The organism is Bacillus sp. B15-48 (genome assembly GCF_016879755.1).
Taxonomy (GTDB): domain Bacteria; phylum Bacillota; class Bacilli; order Bacillales; family Cytobacillaceae; genus Mesobacillus_B.
On sequence record NZ_WOFU01000006.1, the window covers coordinates 24968 to 47440 of the forward strand.

The window sequence follows — 22473 nt, forward strand, 5'->3', positions numbered from 1 at the left end:
AATGGGAGGGCGAAAAGCATGGAGGAATATTCTATAACACTCGCCATTGCTAGCTTAATGATTTTGATTTATTTTATCGGCTACACCATTTCCCAAAACGTAAAAGACTAAATTTGCTGGAGCAATTATGCTTCAGTTTTTTCTTATTCACTGAATTCGCACTCGTAACAAATTGACAGCCCCCTTCGAAGTGAAGGGGGCTTGGCCATTATATCATTTAATTTTAAATATCATCTTTCTTAACTTTTAACTAGCGTTGTGAACCGCTCATTTGTTGTTGGGCCATGCTTACAAGACGTTTTGTAATTTCGCCACCAACAGATCCGTTAGCACGAGAAGTAGTTTCTGCTCCCAGGTTTACACCAAATTCAGAAGCGATCTCATACTTCATTTGCTCAAGAGCTTGTTCAACACCAGGAACCAATAATTGATTAGAATTGTTGTTTGCCATTAGTGTTTCCTCCTTTGTGTTTTCACATGTTGTAGTTTGGGTTAGTATGGATTTGAACCATGATGACTGATTGTCATTGCACCAGCCTAACCCGTAATGAAATGGGAGTGAATCTCTTTGAGAAGCTCTTTTTAAGTTGTTAAGTGTATTATGAGTCGGTTAAACGAAGTTTATTCAAAAAATAAAGTTGGCAATTTTTACCTATAAATACTCCTTAATACATAGCAAACCTTTTTACGTAACAAACTATATGTATTCAGATGAGTAAGGAGTGGAGGCCATGGGAATGTGCCCGCTATGCAATGGCTTTAGTCAGCTAGAGGCAACTTGCCAGAACTGTGGAGGTAAAATGGAGAATAAGGGGCGTGAAGCCGAATATTATGATGATTATAGTCCTTATATGCCAATAGATGAAATGAAGCTTGAGGATGGATACCCACATAATCATCAAAATCAACAATGCCCGCATCTAGTTGCTTGTTCAAATTGTGGCACCAATCAAGTGATTATGATCCAAGAATAAAAGTAACCCCCAATGATGGGGGTTACTCGTATACATGATATAGCATAAGCTCATGAATTTGTTTTTCAAGTTGTTGGATGTCTTCTGAATCCGGTGTGGCACCCGTCCACTCGATTTTTCCATTTTGGTGATAAATCCCACGGTATTGCTGTTTGTTAAAATAAAATGAGATGAGCCAACCAGGAATATCGGCATTTTTATATAATGATTTGTACTGAAAATGTGTAAGCATCTTTCGTCCCCCCTAGCTCCATTGTACTTCGTAGAGGGAAAAGGCGGCAAATATTTGAAAACAAACCATTACTCCGCTTTAAAATCCGCTTTTCGAAAGAGAAGCTCGATGATTTTCTTTACTCTCCGTTTTTCGATTTCCACTTCGTTGAATTCCATTGGCTTCGAGTTTACTTCATATAAAACGTAATCCCCAGATTTTGTCACTCCGGCGTCAAGCGAAAATTCTCCGAAATAGCCCATTTCTTTCGTAAGCAGTTCACCGACTTCTGTCACGAGTTTCGCAAAAAAATCATCATGTTGTTTCGTCTGTACTCTTTCATAGGGAATCAAGCGGCCCCCATTTGGAATATGCGTTGTCAAACTTTGTTTTTGTGATTGACGCACTCCAATTCCGGTAATCTGATACCCTTTTCCGCTATCATGACCATGAATGCGGAAATCATAGCGATTGCCTTCAAGTAAATCTGGGATGATTTCCACTTGGGCGATATAATGTCTACTTAATAGTTCTGACGAATTTTCTTCCCAAAAATGGGAAAAAGCAGGATAAATCCTTTTTTTCGTATGACTTTTAAAATGGATTGAACCGTTTTCCTCTTTTCGCAGTGAAAAGATTCCGCTGCCACGCGAGGAGAGTGCTGGTTTTAAATAAATCCCCTCATGCTTTGTTAAAAAATCAGCTAATTCTTGTTTTTCGCTAACGTTGATCGTTTCCGGCATTAATGATTTTAAGAATGGACGACTACTAAACAGTTGATACAATTCTGATTTATCAATAAAGGAAGGGTTGAAAAAGGGGATGCGCCACTCTGTAAACAATTCCCCGGCCTGATTAAAGGCCGGGGAATCTTCCGTTTTCCTTAAAGGAACCCGGTTGTAAACCGCGTGGGGAAGAGGGGTCACAACCGAGTACCAAGCATTTTTTTCAGGAAGAAACATAAAACCTGAAACACGGCCATTATTGATTCCTTCAGGTGGGAAGACAAATGTAACCCCGCCGTTAGCGAGCGCTTCACGTTGCAGTGCCTTGAACAAGGGAGCATTGCCGACGACCGTTCCTTTTGTAGATAAAGAGGCCATAATTCCAATTAATGGCCCGACATTGTCGTGCTTCGTGTTTATATCAACGGAAAAAACTGCCTTTCCGTCTGCATGTGGAAGTGGCACTTTGTTTGCCCCAAAGCTCAGTCGTTCAGTGGAATCGTTTTGAAACCATAACTCTTGCCATGAATCGTAGAAGAGTTTCATTTAAACAGTTCCTCTGGTTCCATAATCGCCTTTTCAGCAAGGAAAATCCCAAATTCGAGCGAGAGTTTTCGGCTTAATACGTCATAATCTCTTAGTTCTGGATGCTTAAAAATCGACCTTCCTGGCTTTGAGTTCGCTTCAAACATCCATAGTTTCCCGTTCTTATCGATTCCAAGATCAAATCCGATTTCCCCAATGATGCCTTCCACATGTTTTTCAAGAATTTTACTTAAATAAAGCGAAGTATTACTTAGCATCTCTCGGTAAGTTTGAACTTCTTCTTCATTTGCGAACACTTCTTCAAGAATCATTACTTCGCCGCCATTACTAATATGGGTCGTGGCACTTCCTTGGCCACCGATTTTAGCTGCAATCGCTGTAACTTGCCATTCCCCCCGCTCATTCTTGTTCGTGTGAACGCGGAAATCAACAATTCTGCCATCGACTCGAAGCAAATGAATCCCTTGTTGGACGATCATTCTCGTTAAATTCCGCTTAGATAACACCTTTTTAAATAAATACTCGAGACTAGTGAATTTCATTAGTTTTTTCTGTCCGTGTTCATCGCGGTAACGACAATAATAATGTCCGTTTACACGGTCATAAATGATTTGATGAATCCCTAGACCGAGGCTGCCATTCTCCGGCTTTAAATAAACATGACCATATTGCGATAGCATCTTTTCAATTAAAGAAAACGAAGAAAATGGGTACGTTTCTGGGAGATACCAACTGGCTATCGGATCTTGTTGCAAACGATCGAAAATATCCATTTTACTAAAAAAACCAGGGTTATACAGCGGAATGAGATAGTCTGATTGAAGCCGTTGTTTTAGTTTTCTAATTTTCTCCTTCTTTTCTGTTTTCCGATTAGGCAAGCGATCATAAACGACGCTCGGAAAAGGGACTTCTCTCGTCTTCCACTGCAAATCTTCATAAAAATAGCCGGTAATTGTGCCTTCTTCCCAATGAATATGTTCCTCTGCAAACACGAAAGGCAGGGCACCGACAAGTTTATTTACCGATAGGAGTTTCGAAAAAAAAGAGGTGCGTTTCCCAAGCGGTCGCACTAAATACGATGTGAAACCTGAAGTTAAAATCCCTAACAATGGACCGATGAACAATGTTTCTTTATCGGTAAATGCGTGAAGGGTGAGTTCGACGTCAGGTAAAAGCAATTCTTTCTGAACGGCTTCACTCAAGATGATCCAGTTATGACGATGGTGAACACTTTCAACATCGACGATCTTATTGCCAAAAGCAATTTTTTCAACTGGAGTGAATTCGGGTGGCAAATATACTTTATGGGTGTTAGTTTGTTTTTCAATGTCAATTCGATAGCGAGTTTTCAAAGCTGTTCCCCTCTTTCTTATGATTCGCAGCAAGCCATTTGCTATATCCGAGTGGAGCAGTATACATAGACTCCGTTTCTTCTGGGGCGGTTTCAAGAACGATTTTTCGGCCTGGCTTAGAATTTACATCTAAAATCCATAACGATAAATCTTTAGCGACGCCAATATCGATGCCTAGTTCAAAGGGTGGCGGGAAGGTTGATTCAATGATCAACGGTGTTTTACAAATCAAATCGGTTAATTCGTCCACTAGGAAGTCGTGATGTTTCGCTTCGACTGTTTGCAACCACTCTTGAAAATTGAGTGTCTCCGCACCAGCTCGTAAATTAGAAAGTAAACCTTGTTTTTTTCCGACACGAATGGCCTTCGCTCTTTTCACCCATTGACCTGAGCCATCCTTTTGCAGAAAAACACGGATATCGAAGGGACGATCTAATTTGTCTGACAGCTGTAGAAAAGGTTGAATAAGATAGTCTTTTTTAGCCAACAGATGCTCAATCCACTTAGCTGCTGTTTGCCGCTCTGGAAAGTTGGTATGCTGGAGCTTTTGTTGTTTTTCAATCAGAAGTGAAATCGACCCTTTGTTCATTTCCAAGCAGGCAATTCCCATGCCGCCAGAGCCAGAAATAGGTTTAAGAATGATTTTTTTATGCTTATCTAAAAATGCTAAAACTTGACTGGAATGTTCGGCTATTTTTGTCTCTGGTAAATAAGATTTAAGCGGTGAGCTGGACAATGCTTCGTGAATTCGCCATTTATTCGGAAGTCCATGGCCGAGAAACTGTAGATCTTCACGATTTTTTAACCAATTAACGATTGAACGAGAAGTTTTTGAAATAGTATCATCATGGTAAAAACAGCGATCGTATAAAAAGGTTGGTATCGGGAAGGTCGCTGGAAGCCAATTCTGTTTGTCATGCTGAAATGCTTCCCCGCTAACAAGATGTGTGACAGGATCGATGCTTGTTGGCATAAAGCGATAGCAATCGATGTTATAAGTGAGTGAATGTTTGGCAATTTCGGTAAAATAATGATTTTCTGCAGCGGGATTGAGTGAAAGAAACCCTAAAGTTCCCATGATTTTTCTCCTTCCGAACGGTTCTCTATACAATAAGTGCAATATTCAAAAATTGCTTTTGCCGATGGGCGAATGGTCCCGCTTCGCTTTTCTGTCTGTTTAGATGGCTTTGAGTTTACTTCAATCAACCATAACTCGCCATCTTCATCGACACCGATATCGATGCCCAGTTCGCCAACGGAGCACTGGATTCGCTCAGCTATGCAATTTGCACATTCGAGCGCCAGTTCTTTCATTAATTCAAGCTTGCTTTGCGCAGAACGGGTCCCCATAAAGGGAACGAGCGCCTGATGTGGTCGAAGAATTTCTCCGCCAAGTGCTACGTTGGAAGCAAAGTGATTTTCAGCCGATAAACGGGCAACGTTAGAAGTCACTTTCCATTGTTGATTGGTTGTACGATGACAGAGCACCCTAAAATCGATGCGTTTCCCCTCATGTTGTAAGAGCGGAATTCCTTGTTGAATTAAATAGGGCCGATAATTAAGCTTTTTAAGAGCTTGAAACAATTCTGTTTGTGAAGTAAAAAGCTCTTGAACAAGGCCGTCGTGATTTGCAGAAACCTTTTCGATGTGTTTATCGTGGCTTGTTAGCCAAATAATTCCTCGACCTTGACTGCCAGTGACTGGTTTTAAATACAGTTCGTCATACTCATCAATCAGCTTTGCTAAGTTTGGTTCCGAAAATAAGGATGTTTCTGGTAGGTAACGAAGCAAATTTTTTTGCTGTGAAAGCCATTGATGCACTTCCCACTTTGAGAGAAATCTTTCATTAAATACGGTTATGTTTAACTCCTTCATTTTTTGGAGAAAGGCTGCATATTTTTTCCCGGATTCGGTTTTACGAGAATGGATGCGATTATAGATAATCTGTGGAAAAGGAAGCTCTGTTTTCACCCACTTGTCTTCGTCAAACCGAAATCCATGAATCGTTTTTTGTGAAATACCTTTTAAAGAAAAGACGTAAAAGAGCCCACGAGCTTTTGTAACGAGCTGATTTAATTCTTCACAAAAAGCATGAATGTTTCCGAACGAAGGCTCTTTATCGTCGTTTTCTCTTATTTCCGTGAGGACAGCAATAGTTTTTTGACCACTGTTTTCATCCATGTTTCTGTTCCACCTCATTTTTTTAAAGAGAAATGGGCTGATACCGTATCGTATGTAAGAGCCTACTAGAGTGTGCGTTTGGAGAAAGGTGGGAATTTTGGAACATCCTCGCATTTGGGCTCATATTTTGTTATAGTGTAGGAGATTCCGAAATGGAAAAGGAGTGTTTTAATTGGCAGTAAATATTTACGATTCTGCGTATGGTTTGGAAAAAGTAATTCGTGATAGTGAGGAATTTTCAAGCTTGAAAAGGCTTTATGATGCAGTAAATAGCGATGAATCTGCACGGAATATGTTCGAAAACTTCCGTAATATGCAAATGCAACTTCAACAAAAACAGATGATGGGTGAAAATATTTCTCAAGAAGAAGTAGAACAGGCCCAAAGAACAGTCGCATTAGTTCAGCAGCATGAGGCGATTTCTCAATTAATGCAAGCAGAGCAACGCATGAGCACGGTGATTACGGAAATTAATAAAATTATTATGAAACCGCTAGAAGACCTTTACGGTGTACCTGAAAACCAATAAAATGTATATGTAAAGCAAAACCCTCTCGATTTTGAGAGGTTTTTTTATGTTTTGAAGGAATCTGGATAGTTCTAATCTGTCCCCGCTATTCATAAAAATCAGATAGGATTACAACTTAGAAATGGGGGCCAAATTATGATTTACCGTCTTCTTGCAATAAATGTGGATGGAACCCTTCTTCAGTCAAACGGCAGAATTCATAAATCCACAAAAGAGGCCATCGCATATGTGCAGCAAAAGGGCATCTATGTCACGCTCGTTACGTCAAGAAGCTTTGTCTCCGCAAAAAAAATCGCTAAAGCCCTTAAAATAAATTCCTTGCTCGTTACGAATCAAGGAGCGTATGTTGCCTCAGAACATGGAAAGGCCGTTGTAGCAAAACGAATTTCAGAAGAGATTACGTATGAAGTAATCCGATTTCTCGAAGGGTTTCCGTGTCAAATCCGAATTGTCCATGATGAATTTTCACTTGCCAATAAATATAAGCTTAATCATAATCTTTTGGCAAAAACCGTCTTTACGACGGGGGATCCGATGTTTTATTCACAGCAGTTTGTCGATTCCATCTCCGATACGTTACGTGATGATCCAATCACTGCGCCAAAAATTGAAGTGTATTTTGAATATGAAGACGATCTCGAGGATGCTCAGGAAACGATCTCCACGATTTTTAACGAAGTGAATATGACAAAATTGAATGATTTTCGCCTTGATATTATGCCGGAAAATGTTTCGAAGTTAAACGGAATGATTTCTCTCGGGGAAGAACTAGGGATTAAGCTCGGTGAAATGGTTGTGATTGGCGACGGAATCGATGATATTGAGATGATTGAAGCATGTGGGTTAGGTGTAGCGATGGGCAACGCCTCCCCAGAGGTGAAAAAGGCATCAGACTGGATAACAAGGTCCAATAACCAACGCGGTGTTGCCTATATGGTCAAAGAGCATTTCCGCAAACAACAGCCAATCGAATTTTTACGGAAGATGAATATTATTAAAAAGTAACAATGCTGGTTTTAAATCAATTTATGGTTAATAGCGCAAATAAAACTCTTGAATTTTGAAGCTTGCCTGCTGAATTTTGATAGTCAGCGGGTTTTTATGATTATATATACTCAAAATAGAAAGGTTATCTAGAGTGAGAACGTCCGTTTAATCCAAGTACTAAGATTAAAAGCTTGATTAGGTGTAAAATGGCTGGATTATTATTCTAGTACTCGGATTAAAAAGTCGTTTGTTTATAAGTGGTTGGGTTTTTAATGCTAGTACTCGGAATAAAAAAGTCGTTTGTTCATAAGTGGTTGGTTTTTTTAATGCTAGTACTGGGAATAAAAAGTCGTTTGTTCATAAATGGTTAGATTTTTAATGCTAGTACTGGGAATAAAAAAGTCGTTTGTTTATAAGTGGTTGGATTTTTAATGCTAGTACTGGGGATAAAAAAGTCGTTTGTTTATAAGTGGTTGGAATTTTAATGCTAGTACTGGGAATAACCGTGATTATCGGGGTGGTTTATTGCGAGTACTTGGATTAAACCGATTTTTGGCCGTTTTTTATTGCTAGTACAGGGATTAACGGTGATTATTGGGCTAAGTTTTATTGCTAGTACAGGGATTAACCGTGATTATTGGGCTGGTTTTATGCTAGTACTTGGATTAAAGCGTTTTTTGGTCTTTTTTTATTGCTAGTACAGGGATTAAATCGACCTTCTGACCTCATTATATTGCGAGTACTCGGATTAACCCCTGATTTTCCAGCGTTTTATTGCGAGTACTAGTATTATATCAACGAAATTTGTTGTTTTTAATACGAGTACTTGGATTAAAAATCGCGTTACCAGCATTATCGTTCTAAAAACGAACGAAGCTCTTCGGCGGAATGAGTCCTAGATAGACATTAATGCCTTTTTTAACAAATTCAATCGTTCTTTGATTAATAGGCAAAAAAGTTCCACACGGTGGCCAGCAGCTATCCAGTTTCCACCAAGCGTTTCTCCTATATTGACCTTATTTTTACGATTCAGTACACTAGAGGAAGTAAATTTGAAAGAGTGATTCGTTTGTATATTGAGATAAAAGGGCTTGATGATGAAAGGTTTGAACGACCTTTACAATTAATTGCCAACTTATTTTTTGAAGAAACAACGGTTTCGTTAACAAGGAAAGAGGGGCAACCGGAGGCAACGGTCGAGTTTGCGATTGAGATCGATGGAAGCGTGAATGTCGAGGCAAACCTTTTCGCTGCTGACGGAAGAAACTTCTCCACTTTTTATAAAAAAAACTTACCAACAGGTTTGAATGAGAAAGAAAGCTTTAAAGTTGTAAAAAATACTGTATCGCACGCCTATTTAACGGTGCTTCAAGACTGGACGGGAATGGTGCAAAACTGGGGCTTTTTAACTGGTGTCCGCCCGACAAAGCTGCTTCATAAAAAGCTTCATGAAGGAACACCGAAGGACGTCGCACATCGTGAACTGGCAGAAGAATATTTAATCACACCCAAAAAAATTAAACTCATGCAGGAAATTATCGATCGGCAGCTTGCCGTCCTGCCTGATTTGTATGATTTGCGCAATGAAGTCAGCATCTATATTGGCATCCCGTTTTGTCCGACTAAATGCGCTTATTGTACGTTTCCGGCATACGCAATCAATGGCCGACAAGGCTCTGTAAACAGTTTCCTTGGTGGTTTGCATTACGAAATGCGCAAGATTGGCGAATGGTTGAAAGCGAATGAGATTAAAATTACCACGGTGTATTATGGCGGCGGGACGCCAACCTCGATTACTGCTGAAGAAATGGACATGCTTTATGAGGAAATGTACACGTCGTTTCCAGATGTGGACAAAATTCGAGAAATCACCGTTGAAGCCGGCCGTCCGGATACAATTACGCCTGAGAAACTTGATGTGTTAAATAAATGGAAGATTGACCGAATTTCAATCAATCCGCAATCGTATATTCAGGAAACGCTAAAGGCAATCGGCCGCCATCATACAGTTGAAGAAACGATTGATAAATACCATCTTGCCCGCGAAGCAGGGATGAAAAATATTAATATGGATTTGATCATCGGTCTTCCTGGCGAAGGGACGAAGGAATTTGCCTATACATTAAACGAGACGGAAAAGCTAATGCCTGAATCGTTAACCGTTCATACACTAAGCTTTAAACGTGCCTCGGAGATGACGAAAAACAAAGAGAAATACAAAGTAGCGGATCGCGACGAGATTGAAGAGATGATGCAACTCGCTGAGGAGTGGACGGCTGATTACGGGTATGTTCCTTATTATTTATACCGGCAAAAAAATATTCTCGGCAATCTCGAAAATGTCGGCTATTCACTTCCAGGACAAGAGAGCTTGTATAATATCATCATTATGGAAGAGATGCAGACGATTATCGGCCTAGGATGTGGCGCGTCAAGCAAGTTTATCCACCCAGAAACCGGGAAAATCACGCATTTTGCGAACCCGAAAGATCCTAAATCGTATAATGATGCTTTTGAAGAATATACCGAGAAAAAGCTTGCGATTTTGGCGGAGTTGTTTCGGAAAGAAGAATCGGCTGTTGCTGAGAAATAACTGTGTTTTAGGTTTAAATAGATTCTCGAAGGTGAGTTAGAAAAACTGTTAAGTGGAGCCTGAATAAGATCGCTCGTGCTAGTCACAACGTAAATAAAAAGACGTCCTCAATTAATAATTTGGAGGGCGTCTTATATTTTAATTATAGCGTAATATAACAATATTTACGCGTCGGTTTGCTTGGCGATTGGCTTCTGTATCATTCGGGTGAAGCGGCTGGTATTCGCCATAACCGGTAAATTGCATCCTGCTGCTGTCGATATAATGTTCAGCAAAATAGTGAAGCACACTGACTGCTCGAGCAGCAGATAACTCCCAGTTGGAACGAAAAGGCGCAGTTCCAATCGGAACATTATCAGTATGTCCTTCAATATTCACTTGATTCGGCACCGTTTGCATTAAGCCACTAATCGTATCCAATGTCTGATAGGAACTCGACTTTAATTCATCGCTCCCCGTATCAAATAAGATGACATCTTTAACGGAAATTTCAATTCCACGCTCGGTATTCTCCAAAGCGATGAAGTTTTGTAAATCATTGTCATTTATGTATTTCTCTAATTGTTGCTGCAATTGGTCAAGCTCGGCTTCATTATCGACTGTTTCAACCGGTTCTTCGAGCTCCGGAAACATGAATTCATTAGAGGATTCAACGGGACCGCCGCCAACGCTTCCTCCTTTTAGCTCTGACTGAAACGATTGCATGATTGCTTGATATTTTGTGTTGTCAATTTCACTTGATGCGAATAAAACAATGAAGAGCGCGAGCAATAAAGTTAAAATATCGGCATAGGGAATGAGCCAAGACTCAGAAATATGTTCCTCATGATCGTTTTTTAACCTTTTACGCGATCTTCTCATTGTTTTTCTCCTTCGTCATCTTTACATACTTTTCACGTTCTTTAGGAGGTAAATAGGCGGTTAATTTTACTTCGAGGCTAAGTGGAGAAACCCCTCTGTTGATTGCAAGCAATCCTTCAACCGTAAGTAATTTTAACTCAGCTTCGCGGCTCGAGATTCGCTTTAGTTTAGTAGCGATTGGATGCCAAAGCACATATCCAGAGAAAATTCCGAGCAATGTGGCAATAAAAGCTGCTGAAATCGAGTGCCCAAGCATATCGACATCACTTAAATTTCCGAGCGCAGCGACAAGACCAATTACTGCTCCAAGGACACCGAGTGTCGGCGCATATGTACCGGCCTGAGTAAAGATAAGTGCTCCTATTTTGTGGCGAGTTTCCATCGCGTCAACTTCATCGAGTAAAACTTCTTCAATGAATTCCGTTTCATGGCCATCAATAATCATTTCAAGCCCTTTTTTGTAAAAAGAATCGTTCGTTTCATCCGCTAACTCTTCAAGCGCTAAAATCCCCTCTTTTTTGGCAACCGTCGCACAATGGACAAGATTGGAGATTTGTTCTGTTTTCGAAGTAAGTTTTGGTTCGAAAAAGACAATTTTTAATAGTTTAGGAACGTTTTTGATTTCTCTGAATGGGAAGGCGATGAAAATCGCTGCGGCGGTTCCCCCGAAGATAATTAAATAGGCGGCGGGGTTGTGCAAGGCAGACAACGCTGTTCCTTTTAAAACCATTCCGAGACCGACGGCAATAAGTGCAAGCAAGATTCCAAATAGACTAGACATGAATTTCTCCTTTTAATGCACGAAAAATAGATTTATAATGTCATTGTAGTCGATTCGCTAAAAATCGACAATGACGATTTTCGATTTTTTAAAATGAATCGGAGGAAGGGGTAGTTGTTTGAAAATTCAACAAAATATTGGGATTAACCCGGACCGCTATGTTCCAGTCCGCTTAAGAGAGAAAGAATCACCAAGCTTTCAATCGATTCTATCGGAAAAACAATCCCAACTTTCACAGGACCGCCTTCAAGCACTCTTTCTCGAACTAGAGCAGCAAGGGAAGCGTTTGACCCACTCCCGGTCGCTACATGATATTATGGAATATAAACAAATCATACGTAATTTTTTAAAAGAAGTCGTCCAAAGCGGGTATGCTCTCGAAGATCACCAAGGATTCCATCCTAATGGGCGTGAAAAACAATTAAAAATCATTAAGCAAGTTGATGAAAAACTAATTGAATTGTCAGAGCAAGTATTAACTAAACAAACCCCATCTGTTGAAATTTTGACAAAACTGGGAGAAATCAAGGGTCTTTTAGTCAATTTATATACATAAGCGAAAGGAGCACAAATCATGCTTCGCGGAATAGAAACAGCTGCATCGGGAATGATTGCCCTGCAGCGAAAACAAGATACGTTAACAAATAATTTAGCCAATATTGAAACGCCAGGCTATAAGCAGGATACGAGCCCATTAAGGGCATTCCCCGAACTCCTGCTCGCCCGCATTCATGATCAAACATCCCCAGCAACCGGAAAAGCGCCAATCGTTGGACCATTATCAATGGGGGTGTATAACCAAGAAACGTTACCCATGTTTACGCAAGGCAGCCTCGTCAGTACGAATTCCCCGTATGATGTCGCCATTAATGATCAACAACTTGCACCGGTCATGCAAAATAATCGCTTAGTGAAGCCTGCTGTCATGTTTGCCGTTCAAACAGGAGATGGTGAATTTAAGCTGACGCGAAACGGCCAATTCGCCGTTAATGGCACAGGCCAGTTGACCACTTCATCTGGAGATTTAGTGTTAGGCAGGAATGGAACGCCGATTGCCGATGCTGATTTGACCTCTGGAAATGTTCTTATCCGTGAAAATGGCGAAATCATCGTCCATCCTGATGATCCTGCTCGTGCGAGAACAATCGGCTCACTTGGGGGCGTTCTCGTGAACGATCCGAATCAATTAGTGAAAGAAGGCAACGGCTTATATCAATTAGCTGGAGCAACAACCGAGATGATTGTTGATACCGTCCCTGCTGGTGTCAGCCTACACCAAAAAACATTAGAGCAATCCAATGTCGAAATGTCCCAGACGATTTCGGAAATGATGGCCAATATTCGCTTATACGAAGCCAATCAAAAGGTACTTCATGCGTATGATAAAACGCTCGAACAATTAAATACGATTGGAAGGGTGTAGCTAGATGAATACTTCTTTTCTTATCTCAACAACGGGTATTCGGGCGTATCAAGGGAAACTCGATACGATTGCCAATAATATTTCCAATGTTGATACGGCCGGCTTCAAACGTCGTGAAGCCGCTTTTGCCGATAATTTAACGGTTTCGATTCAAAACCAGCCTCATTCTGGGAAGGAAACAGGCCGACTCTCCCCTGATGGCATTCGCACGACGTTTGGCTCGCGACTCACCTCAACGTCAATGGAGCTCACGCAAGGAGCACCGAAAGAAACAAATCAGCCATTAGATTTAATGATTGAAGGCAGCGGCTTTTTCCGTGTTCAGAGAACAAATGGAGAGGCAACGGAAATTTTATATACAAGAAACGGGAACTTTCAACCGCTTTACGTTGGCGAAGGGCAAATCCAGTTAGGTACCCCTGAAGGAGATGTCCTGCTCGATGGGAATGGAAATCCAATTGTGATTGCCAATGCAGCCGATTTTCAAGTTGAAAGCGATGGTACGATTACAGGTTCCAACCAGCGAGTCGCGATTTTTACGGTTGATAATCCGCAGCTATTGAAAAATGAAGGCGGGGCTTTCAGCTTGAACGGGGCGAATCCGATGGAAAATGACGTTCAACTTCGCCAAGGCTTTCTCGAATCGGCGAATGTCGATCTCGGCCAAGAAATGACAGATGTCATCAAGGCGCAACGAGGTTTGCAGGCAAACGCTCGGGCGCTAAGCTATGCCGACCAAATGATGGGCATCGCCAACGGAATCATTCGCTCGTGATGAGTATGGTTTGTTGATTGTCGATTCGTTTGGTGAGAAATTCCAAAATATGGCTCTTGGAGAGTAAAGTAGTTATTTTGGAGAGTAAATGAACTGTTTTGGTAAGTAAATAAGTTCTTTCGGAGAGTATACACTTCAAACTGGAGAAGAAACGTTTGTTTTTGGCGAATAAATGAATTTTAAACATAAAAAAACGCTCGTACTGATACGAGCGTTTCCTTTTACTGCGCGTGCGTTTGTTGTCTTTCGAGCGCTCGCAATTTCCGATACAATTTGTCTTGCTGGGCAATCGTAGAACTGATAAATTTTACGCCGTACTGAATGACGTTTGGCGCAATTTCGACCTTTCTTTTAACAATCCCTTCAAAAATAAAGGTTTCATTATTGATTTCGAAATACAGCATTAACAAAGATCCTTTGTCTAACTCGTTTGTAGACGTTTCAATCCGAATTCCTCCGGCACTAATATCGCGAATCGCGCCTAAATGATTCGAAGGAGTAACGAGCGGCTGAAAGTTACAAAACGTGTCATTAAATTTGAGGCGAAAATGTTCGCGCCGATTGTTCGATAACTTTGTAAGAGCAGAGTCACCGGCGGATTGATTGTTTTTAAGAATCTTAAAAAAGTATAATAAAATAAGGACAACAATGATGCTAAAAATGAGAACGGCGTAAACCATGTCATTTCACCTCGTTAAATTATATATTCAAAATATAGCATTTATTATATTTAAAAACACCCTAAACAAAAAAAGATTTTTGACCGATACTAATAAATAAGAGAAACGTTGAAAGGAGTGAACGAAATGAAGGTCAACCATATAACCCCAATCACTCGAATCGGAACGGCCTATCAGGCTTATCAAAAAAATAGCGAGCCACAAAAGAAAACGGACGGCGAAAAAAAGGCTCAAACCGATCAAATCGAATTATCAAGCGAAGCGCAACTTCAACTGCAAGCTGAAAAAGACAAGAAGATTGCGCAATTGAAAGAACAAATCCAAAATGGCACCTATAAAGTCAACAGTGAAAAACTGGCCGGGAAATTATTATCTTATGCGAAATCGGGAGCGAAAATCGATGAATAACTTGACCAACATTTTACAGCAGCTAGCATTTCATCAGGAAACGTTGTTAATAACGGCGAAGAAAAAACAGCAGATCCTCATTAGCGGCGAAATGAATCCACTTCTCACGCTAATAGCTGAAGAAACGAAGCTACTAAAAAAAATCAATCAGTTAGATCAAGAACGGGCCGCACTTTTAGGGGAAGAACGAACATTATCAGACGTAATCAATCAGCAGCCGGACGGAGATACAAAACGAGAATGGGCTTCCCTTCAGCAAAGATTGCAGCAGTTGTTGGCAGAAATAAAAAACATCAATGAATCCAATCAGCTATTACTAGAGCAGTCGCTCGCGTTCACTCAATTTATGATGGAACAAATGCTGCCAAAATCGGACGGTTCAGGAATATATAATGCAAAATCAACTGCAAAAGAAAAAAGCGGTTCAGTCCGCTTATTTGATGCAAAAGCATAGGAGAGAACGACAATGTCAACCTTTCATGGATTAGAAATTGGAAAACGCTCAATTTTAGCACAGCAATCTGCGCTTAATACGACCGCTCATAATCTCGCGAATGCAAACACAGTCGGCTACACAAGGCAGGAAGCTGTTTTGCAGGCAAGCCGGCCGATGTCGCTTCCGGGTATGAATAATAGCACGGCACCGCAGACGATTGGAACGGGTGTTGAAGTAACTGAGCTGCGACGAATTCGCGACGGTTTTCTTGATACGCAATTTCGTCATGAACAGCAAAAAGCGGGATACTATGAAGCGACAGCGAACGCTCTCTCACAGCTTGAAACCGTGTTTAATGAACCTTCGGATTTTGGTTTAAGCATGACGCTCAATCGTTTTTTTCAAAGCATGAACGAATTGGCAAAACAGCCGGATAGTCTCGCGGTTCGCGCTGTCGTGATTGCAAATGGCCAAGGTGTTGCTGATACGTTGAGTTCGCTTGCGACTGGGGTTGGGCAAGTCGAAGCGGATTTGCAATCACAGCTGAACGGCAAAGGAAAACAAGTGGAAACGTTAGTGAATGAAGTGACCGCATTAAACGAGCAAATTGCCCGGATGACGGCGAGTGGCTATCAGCCGAATGATTTATATGATCAGCGTGATGTTGTGCTCGATCAGCTTTCAAGGCTTGTCGATGTCGAAGTTACATCTAATCAAAATGGTACGGTGCATCTTAAAATCGGGGATACGCCAATTGCTAACGGCATTCCGCTTACATTTGAAAATGGGGAGCTAACCATTGGTGGCACTGTCATTGAACTACAAGGTGGGGAATTAAAAGGGCTCCAAGATGCGATAAAGGAAACAATTCCTGAATTGCGAGCGCAAATAGATGCGTTAGCGCTTGCGTTTGCGAATGAAATGAACAGGATTCATGCCGATGATATGGCGAGAAATCTTAATGGCGAAGCCGAAAACCTCTTGTTTTTTGTTGATCGAGACAATCCAACAGGGCCGCCTAATGATGCAGCGAGCATGATCATCAATCCGGAATTGACTCCAGCTCGCCTGGCTGCGGCTCAATCGGCTTCAATTGGTGATGGCTCCAATGCGGAAGCGATGGCGAAGCTTCAACACGAGCGGCTTGAAATCGGTGGTAGCACGACTACTATTCATGATTTTTACCAAATGGTCGTAGGTCAGTTAGGAATGGATGTTCAAGCGGCCAACCGCTGGCGTGACAATGCAGACATGGCTGTACAGCAAGTTGACTATCGCCGTCTATCCGTTTCAGGTGTCTCAATTGACGAAGAAATGACCAATATGATTCGCTTTCAGCAAGCGTATAATGCTGCCGCAAAATATGTTTCAACGGTCAATGACATGCTAGACCGGTTGATTAATGGAATCAGATAATTGAATCATTCGCGGGGAAGGAGGAGCGACATGCGCGTCACACAATTAATGGCTACACGCCAATTTAACCAAAATTTACATCGCACAAATCAGGAGATGAACACATTATATCAACAAATATCTTCTGGGGAAAAATTCGAGAAAATCTCTGACAATCCGTTAGAAGTAATGAAAGCGATGGCGCAACGGACAAATCTAATTCAAACAGAGCAATATCAAAAAAATGTCCAGGCTGCTAGAGACCGGTTGACTGCTGTCGACGATGTCTTAAGTAATGCGACAAATGTCATGCAACGGGTGCGCGAACTGACTATAAAGGCAAGCAATGATACGAACACTGAGACAGATAGAAAAAGCATTGCTGTTGAAATGACGGCATTAAAAGAACAGCTTGGAACGTTAGCCAATACGACGTTTAATGGCCGTTACCTCTTTGCTGGAGCCGATCAAAACACACCTTCATATCAGGATGGCATGTTACAAAGTGTTGGTGGCTCGCCTATGAATTGGGAAATTGGCAAAGGTATAACCATTAACGTCAATGTCAATGCCAACACCGTATTTGGGTTTGCTCCAGAGGGTGAGAATCTTTTTGAAACGTTAGATGACCTTGTCCTCACTTTGGAAAATGGTGAAAATCCAAACGAATTTTTAAGCACAATCGATAAACAAATGGACTATATTTCCATGCAACATGCGACCGTCGGCGCTAATGTAAACATGCTCGAAATGACCGCCAATAAACTCGACCAAGCAAATTTTCTTACGCAAAAGGTATTAACCGAAACCGAAGGGACAGACATCGCTAAAGCGTATATGGACTTAGTCACACAAGAAACAACATTAAATGCCTCCCTAGCAGTAGGCTCAAGAAGCATGCAGCAAAGTTTAGTCGACTTTTTGCGGTAAGAAAACTCGTCTTAGACGGGTTTTTTGTGCTTTATCGGAAATATTTCTTTAACAAAAACCGACAAAAACGAAAAAAATATTTCAAAACCCCCTCAACACCATCCAAAATACTGTCGATACTTAGAGATAGAGAGGAAGTAAATTCCTTAAAATAAAAGGAGGATTTGACCTTATGATTATTAACAATAATATCGGTGCCCTTAACGCCCACCGCCAATTATCAATTAACAATACGAACCAAGCTGGGAACATGGAAAAACTGTCATCTGGGTTACGAATTAACCGTGGTGCCGACGATGCTGCTGGCCTTTCTATTTCAGAGAAAATGCGAGCGCAAATTCGTGGTTTAGAGCAGGCATCAAAGAACTCTCAAGATGCCGTATCTTTAATTCAAACTGCAGATGGAGCATTAAATGAATCACATGCTATACTCCAGCGTATGAGGGAATTAACAGTACAAGCTGCAAGTGATACAAATAGTACTGATGAGAGAACTGCGATTAGTGGAGAGTTAACCCAACTAGCAAAAACCCTTGAGGATATATCAGGAACAACTCAATTTAACGGTGAAAATTTGTTAGATAAATCTGCAGGTGCAAAAGGAGATGGTAAACTTACTATTCAATCCGGAGCTAATAAGGATGAAACATTTGGTATTGATTTAAGTAAAGCTGATTTGAAAACTATTGCAGGCACGCTTACAGCAGTCGATGTTGCAGATGCTGATAAATCAGCAACATACCTGGCAGCAATAGATAAAGCAATTCAGGATGTATCTAGTGGACGTGCATACCTAGGTGCAGCTCAAAATGCATTAGAGTATAACATTAACAATTTAAACTCCAGTGCGCAAAACACACAAGCAGCTGAATCACGTATTAGAGATGTAGACATGGCGAAAGAGATTGTAGAACAAACAAAGAATTCAATATTGTCTCAGGCGGCTCAAGCGATGTTGGCGCAAGCAAATCAACAACCGCAAGGAGTTCTTCAACTTCTTCGTTAAGATTATATAAGTAAAGAAAACTCTAGCTACCCTTGGCTAGGGTTTTTCTTTATCTACTTTTTGATATAAGGGAATTTTGTATAGAAAAAATTAAAAGTTTTGATAGTACACTGTTTCTATACATGTTACGTAGGTTATTATTATTATTATGAGATAGGCTCAAAGGTTCTAGGTCAAATACAAAAGTAAATAATCTATTAGGAGAGGTTTTTGTGACATTAAAAACAGTTGATGCATTAGTTCCTGAATACTTAAAGCATTTTTCTTGCATAGGATCTGATTGTGAAGATACTTGCTGTGCAGGATGGAGAGTTACAATTGATGATGAAACATATAAAAAATACAAAAGAGTAAAACATACAGAAATGAAAAAAAGATTAGAAAAAAATATCGTACGGAACCGGTCCAATCCTTCAAAAAATAATGCGGCAAAGATTAATATGTATAACTTAAAATGTCCATTTTTAGATAAAGATAGTTTGTGTGACATCCATTCAAAGTTAGGAGAGGAGTACTTATCAGATACATGTAAGTTCTATCCTAGAGTAGACAGTTTGGTGAATGGAATATTAGAACGATCGTTAACTCTTTCATGTCCAGAAGCCGCTAGGTTAGTCTTACTTAATAGGGATGGTATTAAATTTGAAACCGGAAAAAATATCAAAACTTCAATTAATACAATTCTTAAATCTATTAATTCAAATATGGAGGAAATAACCCATTGGACTGATTTGTTCAATGAATTCCGCTATATTACCATATACATATTGCAGTATAGAAAAGTTTCCCTTGTCGAGCGCTTATTCATCTTAGGTATGTTATATAATGAAATAGAAGAAGCTATTAATAAAGGTAATATTACAAGTATTCCAGATATTTTAGGGAAATACTTAAATAGTCTTGAAATTGCTGTTTTTGAAGGTGCATTCAATAATATTTCTAATAGACTAGATATACAACTTCAACTATCTAGGGAAATAGCAATACTACGTTTAAAGGAAGGGATTTCATCCACCAGATATCTAGATTGTTCCAGGGAGATGATAGCAGGATTAAAAATAAATGAACATGTTACTGATGAAGAATTGAAACAAATTTACGAAGAGGCCTATAGAGAATACTATTTTCCGTTCATGGAAGATCATGATTATATACTCGAAAACTATCTCGTAAATTATGTATTTAAAAACTGTATGCCTATTGACTCAATAACACCATTTGAAAGCTTTTCAAAAATGATCCTTCATTATTCTCTAATAAAACTTCATCTAGTTGGAATGGCAAACTACCACAAAGGCCTATCAATTAATCTTGTAATTAAATTAATTCAGTCTATTTCAAAAACATACGAACATAATGGGATGTTTTTCTATAGTATAATGGGGTTGATGAAGGAAAAAGAATATATGACACTTCCATTTATGTCCTTTTTAATAAAAAATTAAATTTATTATTCATTTTGGAGAAACTAGTCTATACTAGGTCTCCTTTTTCTTCTAACTCAACTGCAATTAATCGCCGATCTCCTATCTACAATTTTCTCCTCGTTGCCGATACTAATACATAGATACGCAAAAATATTTCAAATACGGTAATATTAATTGATTATAAGGAGCCAAATAGCATGCAAATCCATCCGATGTCGGCGAATGTCCCGCCCAATCAACAGCAAACGGTTAAAAGTAGGAGTGGCAATGTGATTCAGGAGAAAGTTGATAAAGGGATCCTTGAGGAAGTGAGACAGACGAATCAAATCCGCTTAGAAGTGAATGTCGAGGAAATTCATAAGGCAATTGACCAATTTAATAAGGTTTTTCGACCGACGTATTTAAATTTCCAGCTTCATGACGATTCGGGTAAGTATTTTGTGCGAATTATTGATGATAAGACTCAAGAAGTGATTAGACAGATTCCCTCGGATGATTTTTTACATATGGCTGCAGAGGCGAGGGGACAGCAGGGCTTAATTATCGATGAACGTGTATAAGGTAAATATTTAAAAATAGGAAAAATTAAAAATAATCATACCATTTAAAAGGAGCATATAAAAAGGAAAAACAAAACTTTAGCTACGAGTTTTAATTCGTAACTTCAGCTTATAAATGCCAACAAAAAAATAGAATGCAACTGTGAGGTGAGGCCCAGTGTATACTTCAGTCACGAGAATAACCGGGATGGCGTCGGGGTTGGATACGGATACGCTTGTTAAGCGACTCATGCAAGCGGAAAGCATGTCGTTAAATAAATTAAAACGCCAGCAGCAAACGGAAATTTGGCGAAGTGATGCGTTGCGTGAGTTAAACAAAGAGTTGTTAACATTACAACAAAATACGTTGTTTAATATGAAACTTTCAAGCTCTTACAATACATTCGACGTGTCTTCGAGTATGCCGAATGCGATTTCGGCGACAGGTACGTCTAGTGCGCTAACAGGAACTTATACGGTCGCAGTGAATCAAATTGCTGAATCGGCTACGTTGACAGAGATGAATGTTTCGTTGGATACGTCGAAAAAATTGGGCGATGAATCGCAAGGGGAACGGCAATTGCTAAATCCGACAACGATTAAGCTTTCGGTTGTGAATGATCCTAAAAAGCCATCAGTGACTCAAACAGCTGACATTACGATAAGTCCTGAAGATACAGTTAGTGCTGTTGTTTCAAAGATAAATAGTGCCAAGGACGAAACGGGGAAAAGCCTAGGTCTTCAAGCTTATTATGATGCTAACTTGCAGCAATTTATGATTAAAACGAAAGCTACCGGGGAAGCTACCAAAATTACCCTCGAAGCAGACGAGTCGTTTACGAAAACATTCGGTCTAGCCTCTGGCGTTCAGACAGGTCAAAATGCGGAAATTGTGTTTAACGGCAATACAATCAATACTATTGCCAATAATAATGTCACGATTATGGGTGTGAATCTGTCACTAAAAACGTCCACATTAGGACAAACAAGCACATTAGTTGTTTCGCAAAACGTTGATGCCCAAGTAAAAAACATAAAAGATTTTGTTGAAAGTTACAACAAGATTCTCGATAAATTAAATACACTTTATAGCGAACCTGTTTACCGTGATTATCACCCGCTTCTTGATGATGAACGTTATGAATTACCGGAAAAGCAAGCGGAGCTTTGGGATGAAAAAGCGAAAAGCGGTTTGTTGCGTAATGATACAATTTTACGTGGCCTTGTCGATGGTATGCGAGCTGCGATGGGCGGCATCGTCGAAAACGGCAGCAGTTATCATTCTTTAGTCTCGATTGGGATTTCTTCACAAAGCTACCAAGATAAAGGAAGGCTTCATGTAAATGAAGATAAATTGCGTGAGGCGATTCAAGCGGATCCAGATGGGGTTCGGAATTTATTTTCACAAAATGGTAATATGCAAGACGGAACTAGAGGTCTTGTCCACCGCATATCTGATGTCGTTGGTCAAGGAATAAAAAATTTAACCACAAGAGCTGGCTCAACAGGAAATTCGAATTATGATCAAAGTGTGATTGGAAGACAATTATCAAGTATCCAAAAAAATATTGACAGTCAAATGGATCGCTTAGCAAATAAGGAAACTCAATATTATAAGCAATTTGCCGCGATGGAGTCGGCGATTGCGAGGTTTCAGTCACAAAGTACATGGCTTTACCAACAAATGGGCATGTTTTAAATAGTGCAAAAAAAC

At 40.1% G+C, this 22473-nt stretch carries 24 protein-coding genes; 15 read left to right on the top strand and 9 right to left on the bottom strand.

Annotated features, from left to right (window positions below):
- Positions 1-250: 250 nt before the first annotated feature.
- Positions 251-451, bottom strand: a complete 201-nt coding sequence (locus tag GNT69_RS17765; protein ID WP_203556332.1) for an alpha/beta-type small acid-soluble spore protein — start codon at positions 449-451, stop codon at positions 251-253.
- Between the two features lie 349 nt (positions 452-800).
- On the opposite strand from GNT69_RS17765, the gene GNT69_RS17770 reads away from it, so the two are divergent.
- Entirely contained in the window at positions 801-974 is a 174-nt protein-coding gene (locus GNT69_RS17770) for a hypothetical protein (RefSeq protein WP_239094321.1), read from the top strand.
- A 22-nt stretch (positions 975-996) separates the two neighbouring features.
- On the opposite strand, the gene GNT69_RS17775 is transcribed toward GNT69_RS17770, so the two are convergent.
- From GNT69_RS17775 to GNT69_RS17795, 5 genes are all read right to left on the bottom strand, one after another.
- On the bottom strand, positions 997-1206 hold the full coding sequence (locus GNT69_RS17775) for a YheE family protein (protein ID WP_203556334.1): 210 nt from the start codon (positions 1204-1206) through the stop codon (positions 997-999).
- A gap of 68 nt (positions 1207-1274) precedes the next feature.
- A complete protein-coding gene (locus GNT69_RS17780; protein WP_203556335.1) occupies positions 1275-2456 on the bottom strand; it encodes a YheC/YheD family endospore coat-associated protein in 1182 nt (393 codons plus the stop codon).
- Complete coding sequence (locus GNT69_RS17785) at positions 2453-3808, bottom strand: YheC/YheD family endospore coat-associated protein (RefSeq protein ID WP_203556336.1); 1356 nt, start codon at positions 3806-3808, stop codon at positions 2453-2455. Before GNT69_RS17785 ends, GNT69_RS17780 begins: the two co-directional genes overlap by 4 nt.
- A complete protein-coding gene (locus tag GNT69_RS17790) occupies positions 3786-4886 on the bottom strand; it encodes a YheC/YheD family endospore coat-associated protein (RefSeq protein WP_203556337.1) in 1101 nt (366 codons plus the stop codon). Before GNT69_RS17790 ends, GNT69_RS17785 begins: the two co-directional genes overlap by 23 nt.
- Positions 4874-5989 (bottom strand): YheC/YheD family endospore coat-associated protein, encoded by a 1116-nt coding sequence (locus GNT69_RS17795; RefSeq protein WP_203556338.1) that lies wholly within the window; start codon positions 5987-5989, stop codon positions 4874-4876. Before GNT69_RS17795 ends, GNT69_RS17790 begins: the two co-directional genes overlap by 13 nt.
- A gap of 172 nt (positions 5990-6161) precedes the next feature.
- Between GNT69_RS17795 and GNT69_RS17800 the strand changes: the two genes are divergently transcribed.
- From GNT69_RS17800 to GNT69_RS17810, 3 genes are all read left to right on the top strand, one after another.
- Positions 6162-6518, top strand: coding sequence for a YlbF/YmcA family competence regulator (locus tag GNT69_RS17800; RefSeq protein WP_203556339.1), 357 nt, complete (start codon positions 6162-6164; stop codon positions 6516-6518).
- Between the two features lie 135 nt (positions 6519-6653).
- The gene (locus GNT69_RS17805) at positions 6654-7523 is read left to right on the top strand and encodes a Cof-type HAD-IIB family hydrolase (RefSeq protein WP_203556340.1); all 870 of its coding nucleotides are present in this window, start codon (positions 6654-6656) and stop codon (positions 7521-7523) included.
- Between the two features lie 1051 nt (positions 7524-8574).
- A complete protein-coding gene (locus tag GNT69_RS17810) occupies positions 8575-10098 on the top strand; it encodes a coproporphyrinogen III oxidase (protein ID WP_203556589.1) in 1524 nt (507 codons plus the stop codon).
- 138 nt (positions 10099-10236) lie between these two features.
- Here GNT69_RS17810 and GNT69_RS17815 read toward each other — a convergent pair whose 3' ends face one another.
- Complete coding sequence (locus tag GNT69_RS17815) at positions 10237-10959, bottom strand: flagellar motor protein MotB (protein WP_203556341.1); 723 nt, start codon at positions 10957-10959, stop codon at positions 10237-10239.
- Positions 10943-11740 (bottom strand): flagellar motor stator protein MotA, encoded by a 798-nt coding sequence (gene motA, locus GNT69_RS17820; RefSeq protein ID WP_203556342.1) that lies wholly within the window; start codon positions 11738-11740, stop codon positions 10943-10945. The genes GNT69_RS17815 and motA overlap by 17 nt, the downstream gene beginning before the upstream one ends.
- Positions 11741-11858: 118 nt before the next feature.
- On the opposite strand from motA, the gene GNT69_RS17825 reads away from it, so the two are divergent.
- Genes GNT69_RS17825 through GNT69_RS17835 form a run of 3 tightly spaced genes read left to right on the top strand, consistent with a single transcriptional unit; the run spans position 11859 to position 13938 of the window.
- Positions 11859-12296: a YaaR family protein gene (locus tag GNT69_RS17825; protein WP_203556343.1), complete on the top strand. Its 438-nt coding sequence runs from the start codon at positions 11859-11861 to the stop codon at positions 12294-12296.
- A gap of 18 nt (positions 12297-12314) precedes the next feature.
- Positions 12315-13163 carry a flagellar hook-basal body protein gene (locus GNT69_RS17830; RefSeq protein ID WP_203556344.1) on the top strand — a complete coding sequence of 283 codons (849 nt, stop codon included), beginning with the start codon at positions 12315-12317 and terminating at the stop codon, positions 13161-13163.
- Positions 13164-13167: 4 nt separating this feature from the next.
- Complete coding sequence (locus tag GNT69_RS17835) at positions 13168-13938, top strand: flagellar hook-basal body protein (protein ID WP_203556345.1); 771 nt, start codon at positions 13168-13170, stop codon at positions 13936-13938.
- Positions 13939-14159: 221 nt separating this feature from the next.
- Here GNT69_RS17835 and GNT69_RS17840 read toward each other — a convergent pair whose 3' ends face one another.
- Positions 14160-14618: a PilZ domain-containing protein gene (locus GNT69_RS17840; RefSeq protein ID WP_203556346.1), complete on the bottom strand. Its 459-nt coding sequence runs from the start codon at positions 14616-14618 to the stop codon at positions 14160-14162.
- A gap of 126 nt (positions 14619-14744) precedes the next feature.
- Between GNT69_RS17840 and flgM the strand changes: the two genes are divergently transcribed.
- The 8 genes from flgM to fliD all read left to right on the top strand — a co-directional run bounded on the left by flgM (position 14745) and on the right by fliD (position 22458).
- Positions 14745-15026 carry a flagellar biosynthesis anti-sigma factor FlgM gene (flgM, locus tag GNT69_RS17845; protein WP_203556347.1) on the top strand — a complete coding sequence of 94 codons (282 nt, stop codon included), beginning with the start codon at positions 14745-14747 and terminating at the stop codon, positions 15024-15026.
- The gene (locus tag GNT69_RS17850; protein WP_203556348.1) at positions 15019-15480 is read left to right on the top strand and encodes a flagellar protein FlgN; all 462 of its coding nucleotides are present in this window, start codon (positions 15019-15021) and stop codon (positions 15478-15480) included. The genes flgM and GNT69_RS17850 overlap by 8 nt, the downstream gene beginning before the upstream one ends.
- A gap of 12 nt (positions 15481-15492) precedes the next feature.
- Positions 15493-16878: a flagellar hook-associated protein FlgK gene (gene flgK / locus GNT69_RS17855; RefSeq protein ID WP_203556349.1), complete on the top strand. Its 1386-nt coding sequence runs from the start codon at positions 15493-15495 to the stop codon at positions 16876-16878.
- Between the two features lie 30 nt (positions 16879-16908).
- On the top strand, positions 16909-17787 hold the full coding sequence (flgL, locus tag GNT69_RS17860; protein WP_203556350.1) for a flagellar hook-associated protein FlgL: 879 nt from the start codon (positions 16909-16911) through the stop codon (positions 17785-17787).
- A gap of 172 nt (positions 17788-17959) precedes the next feature.
- Positions 17960-18793 carry a flagellin N-terminal helical domain-containing protein gene (locus GNT69_RS17865; RefSeq protein WP_203556351.1) on the top strand — a complete coding sequence of 278 codons (834 nt, stop codon included), beginning with the start codon at positions 17960-17962 and terminating at the stop codon, positions 18791-18793.
- A gap of 212 nt (positions 18794-19005) precedes the next feature.
- Complete coding sequence (gene fliB / locus GNT69_RS17870) at positions 19006-20238, top strand: flagellin lysine-N-methylase (protein ID WP_203556352.1); 1233 nt, start codon at positions 19006-19008, stop codon at positions 20236-20238.
- Positions 20239-20417: 179 nt separating this feature from the next.
- The gene (locus GNT69_RS17875; RefSeq protein ID WP_203556353.1) at positions 20418-20780 is read left to right on the top strand and encodes a flagellar protein FlaG; all 363 of its coding nucleotides are present in this window, start codon (positions 20418-20420) and stop codon (positions 20778-20780) included.
- 157 nt (positions 20781-20937) lie between these two features.
- A complete protein-coding gene (fliD, locus tag GNT69_RS17880) occupies positions 20938-22458 on the top strand; it encodes a flagellar filament capping protein FliD (protein WP_203556354.1) in 1521 nt (506 codons plus the stop codon).
- Positions 22459-22473 lie beyond the last annotated feature (15 nt).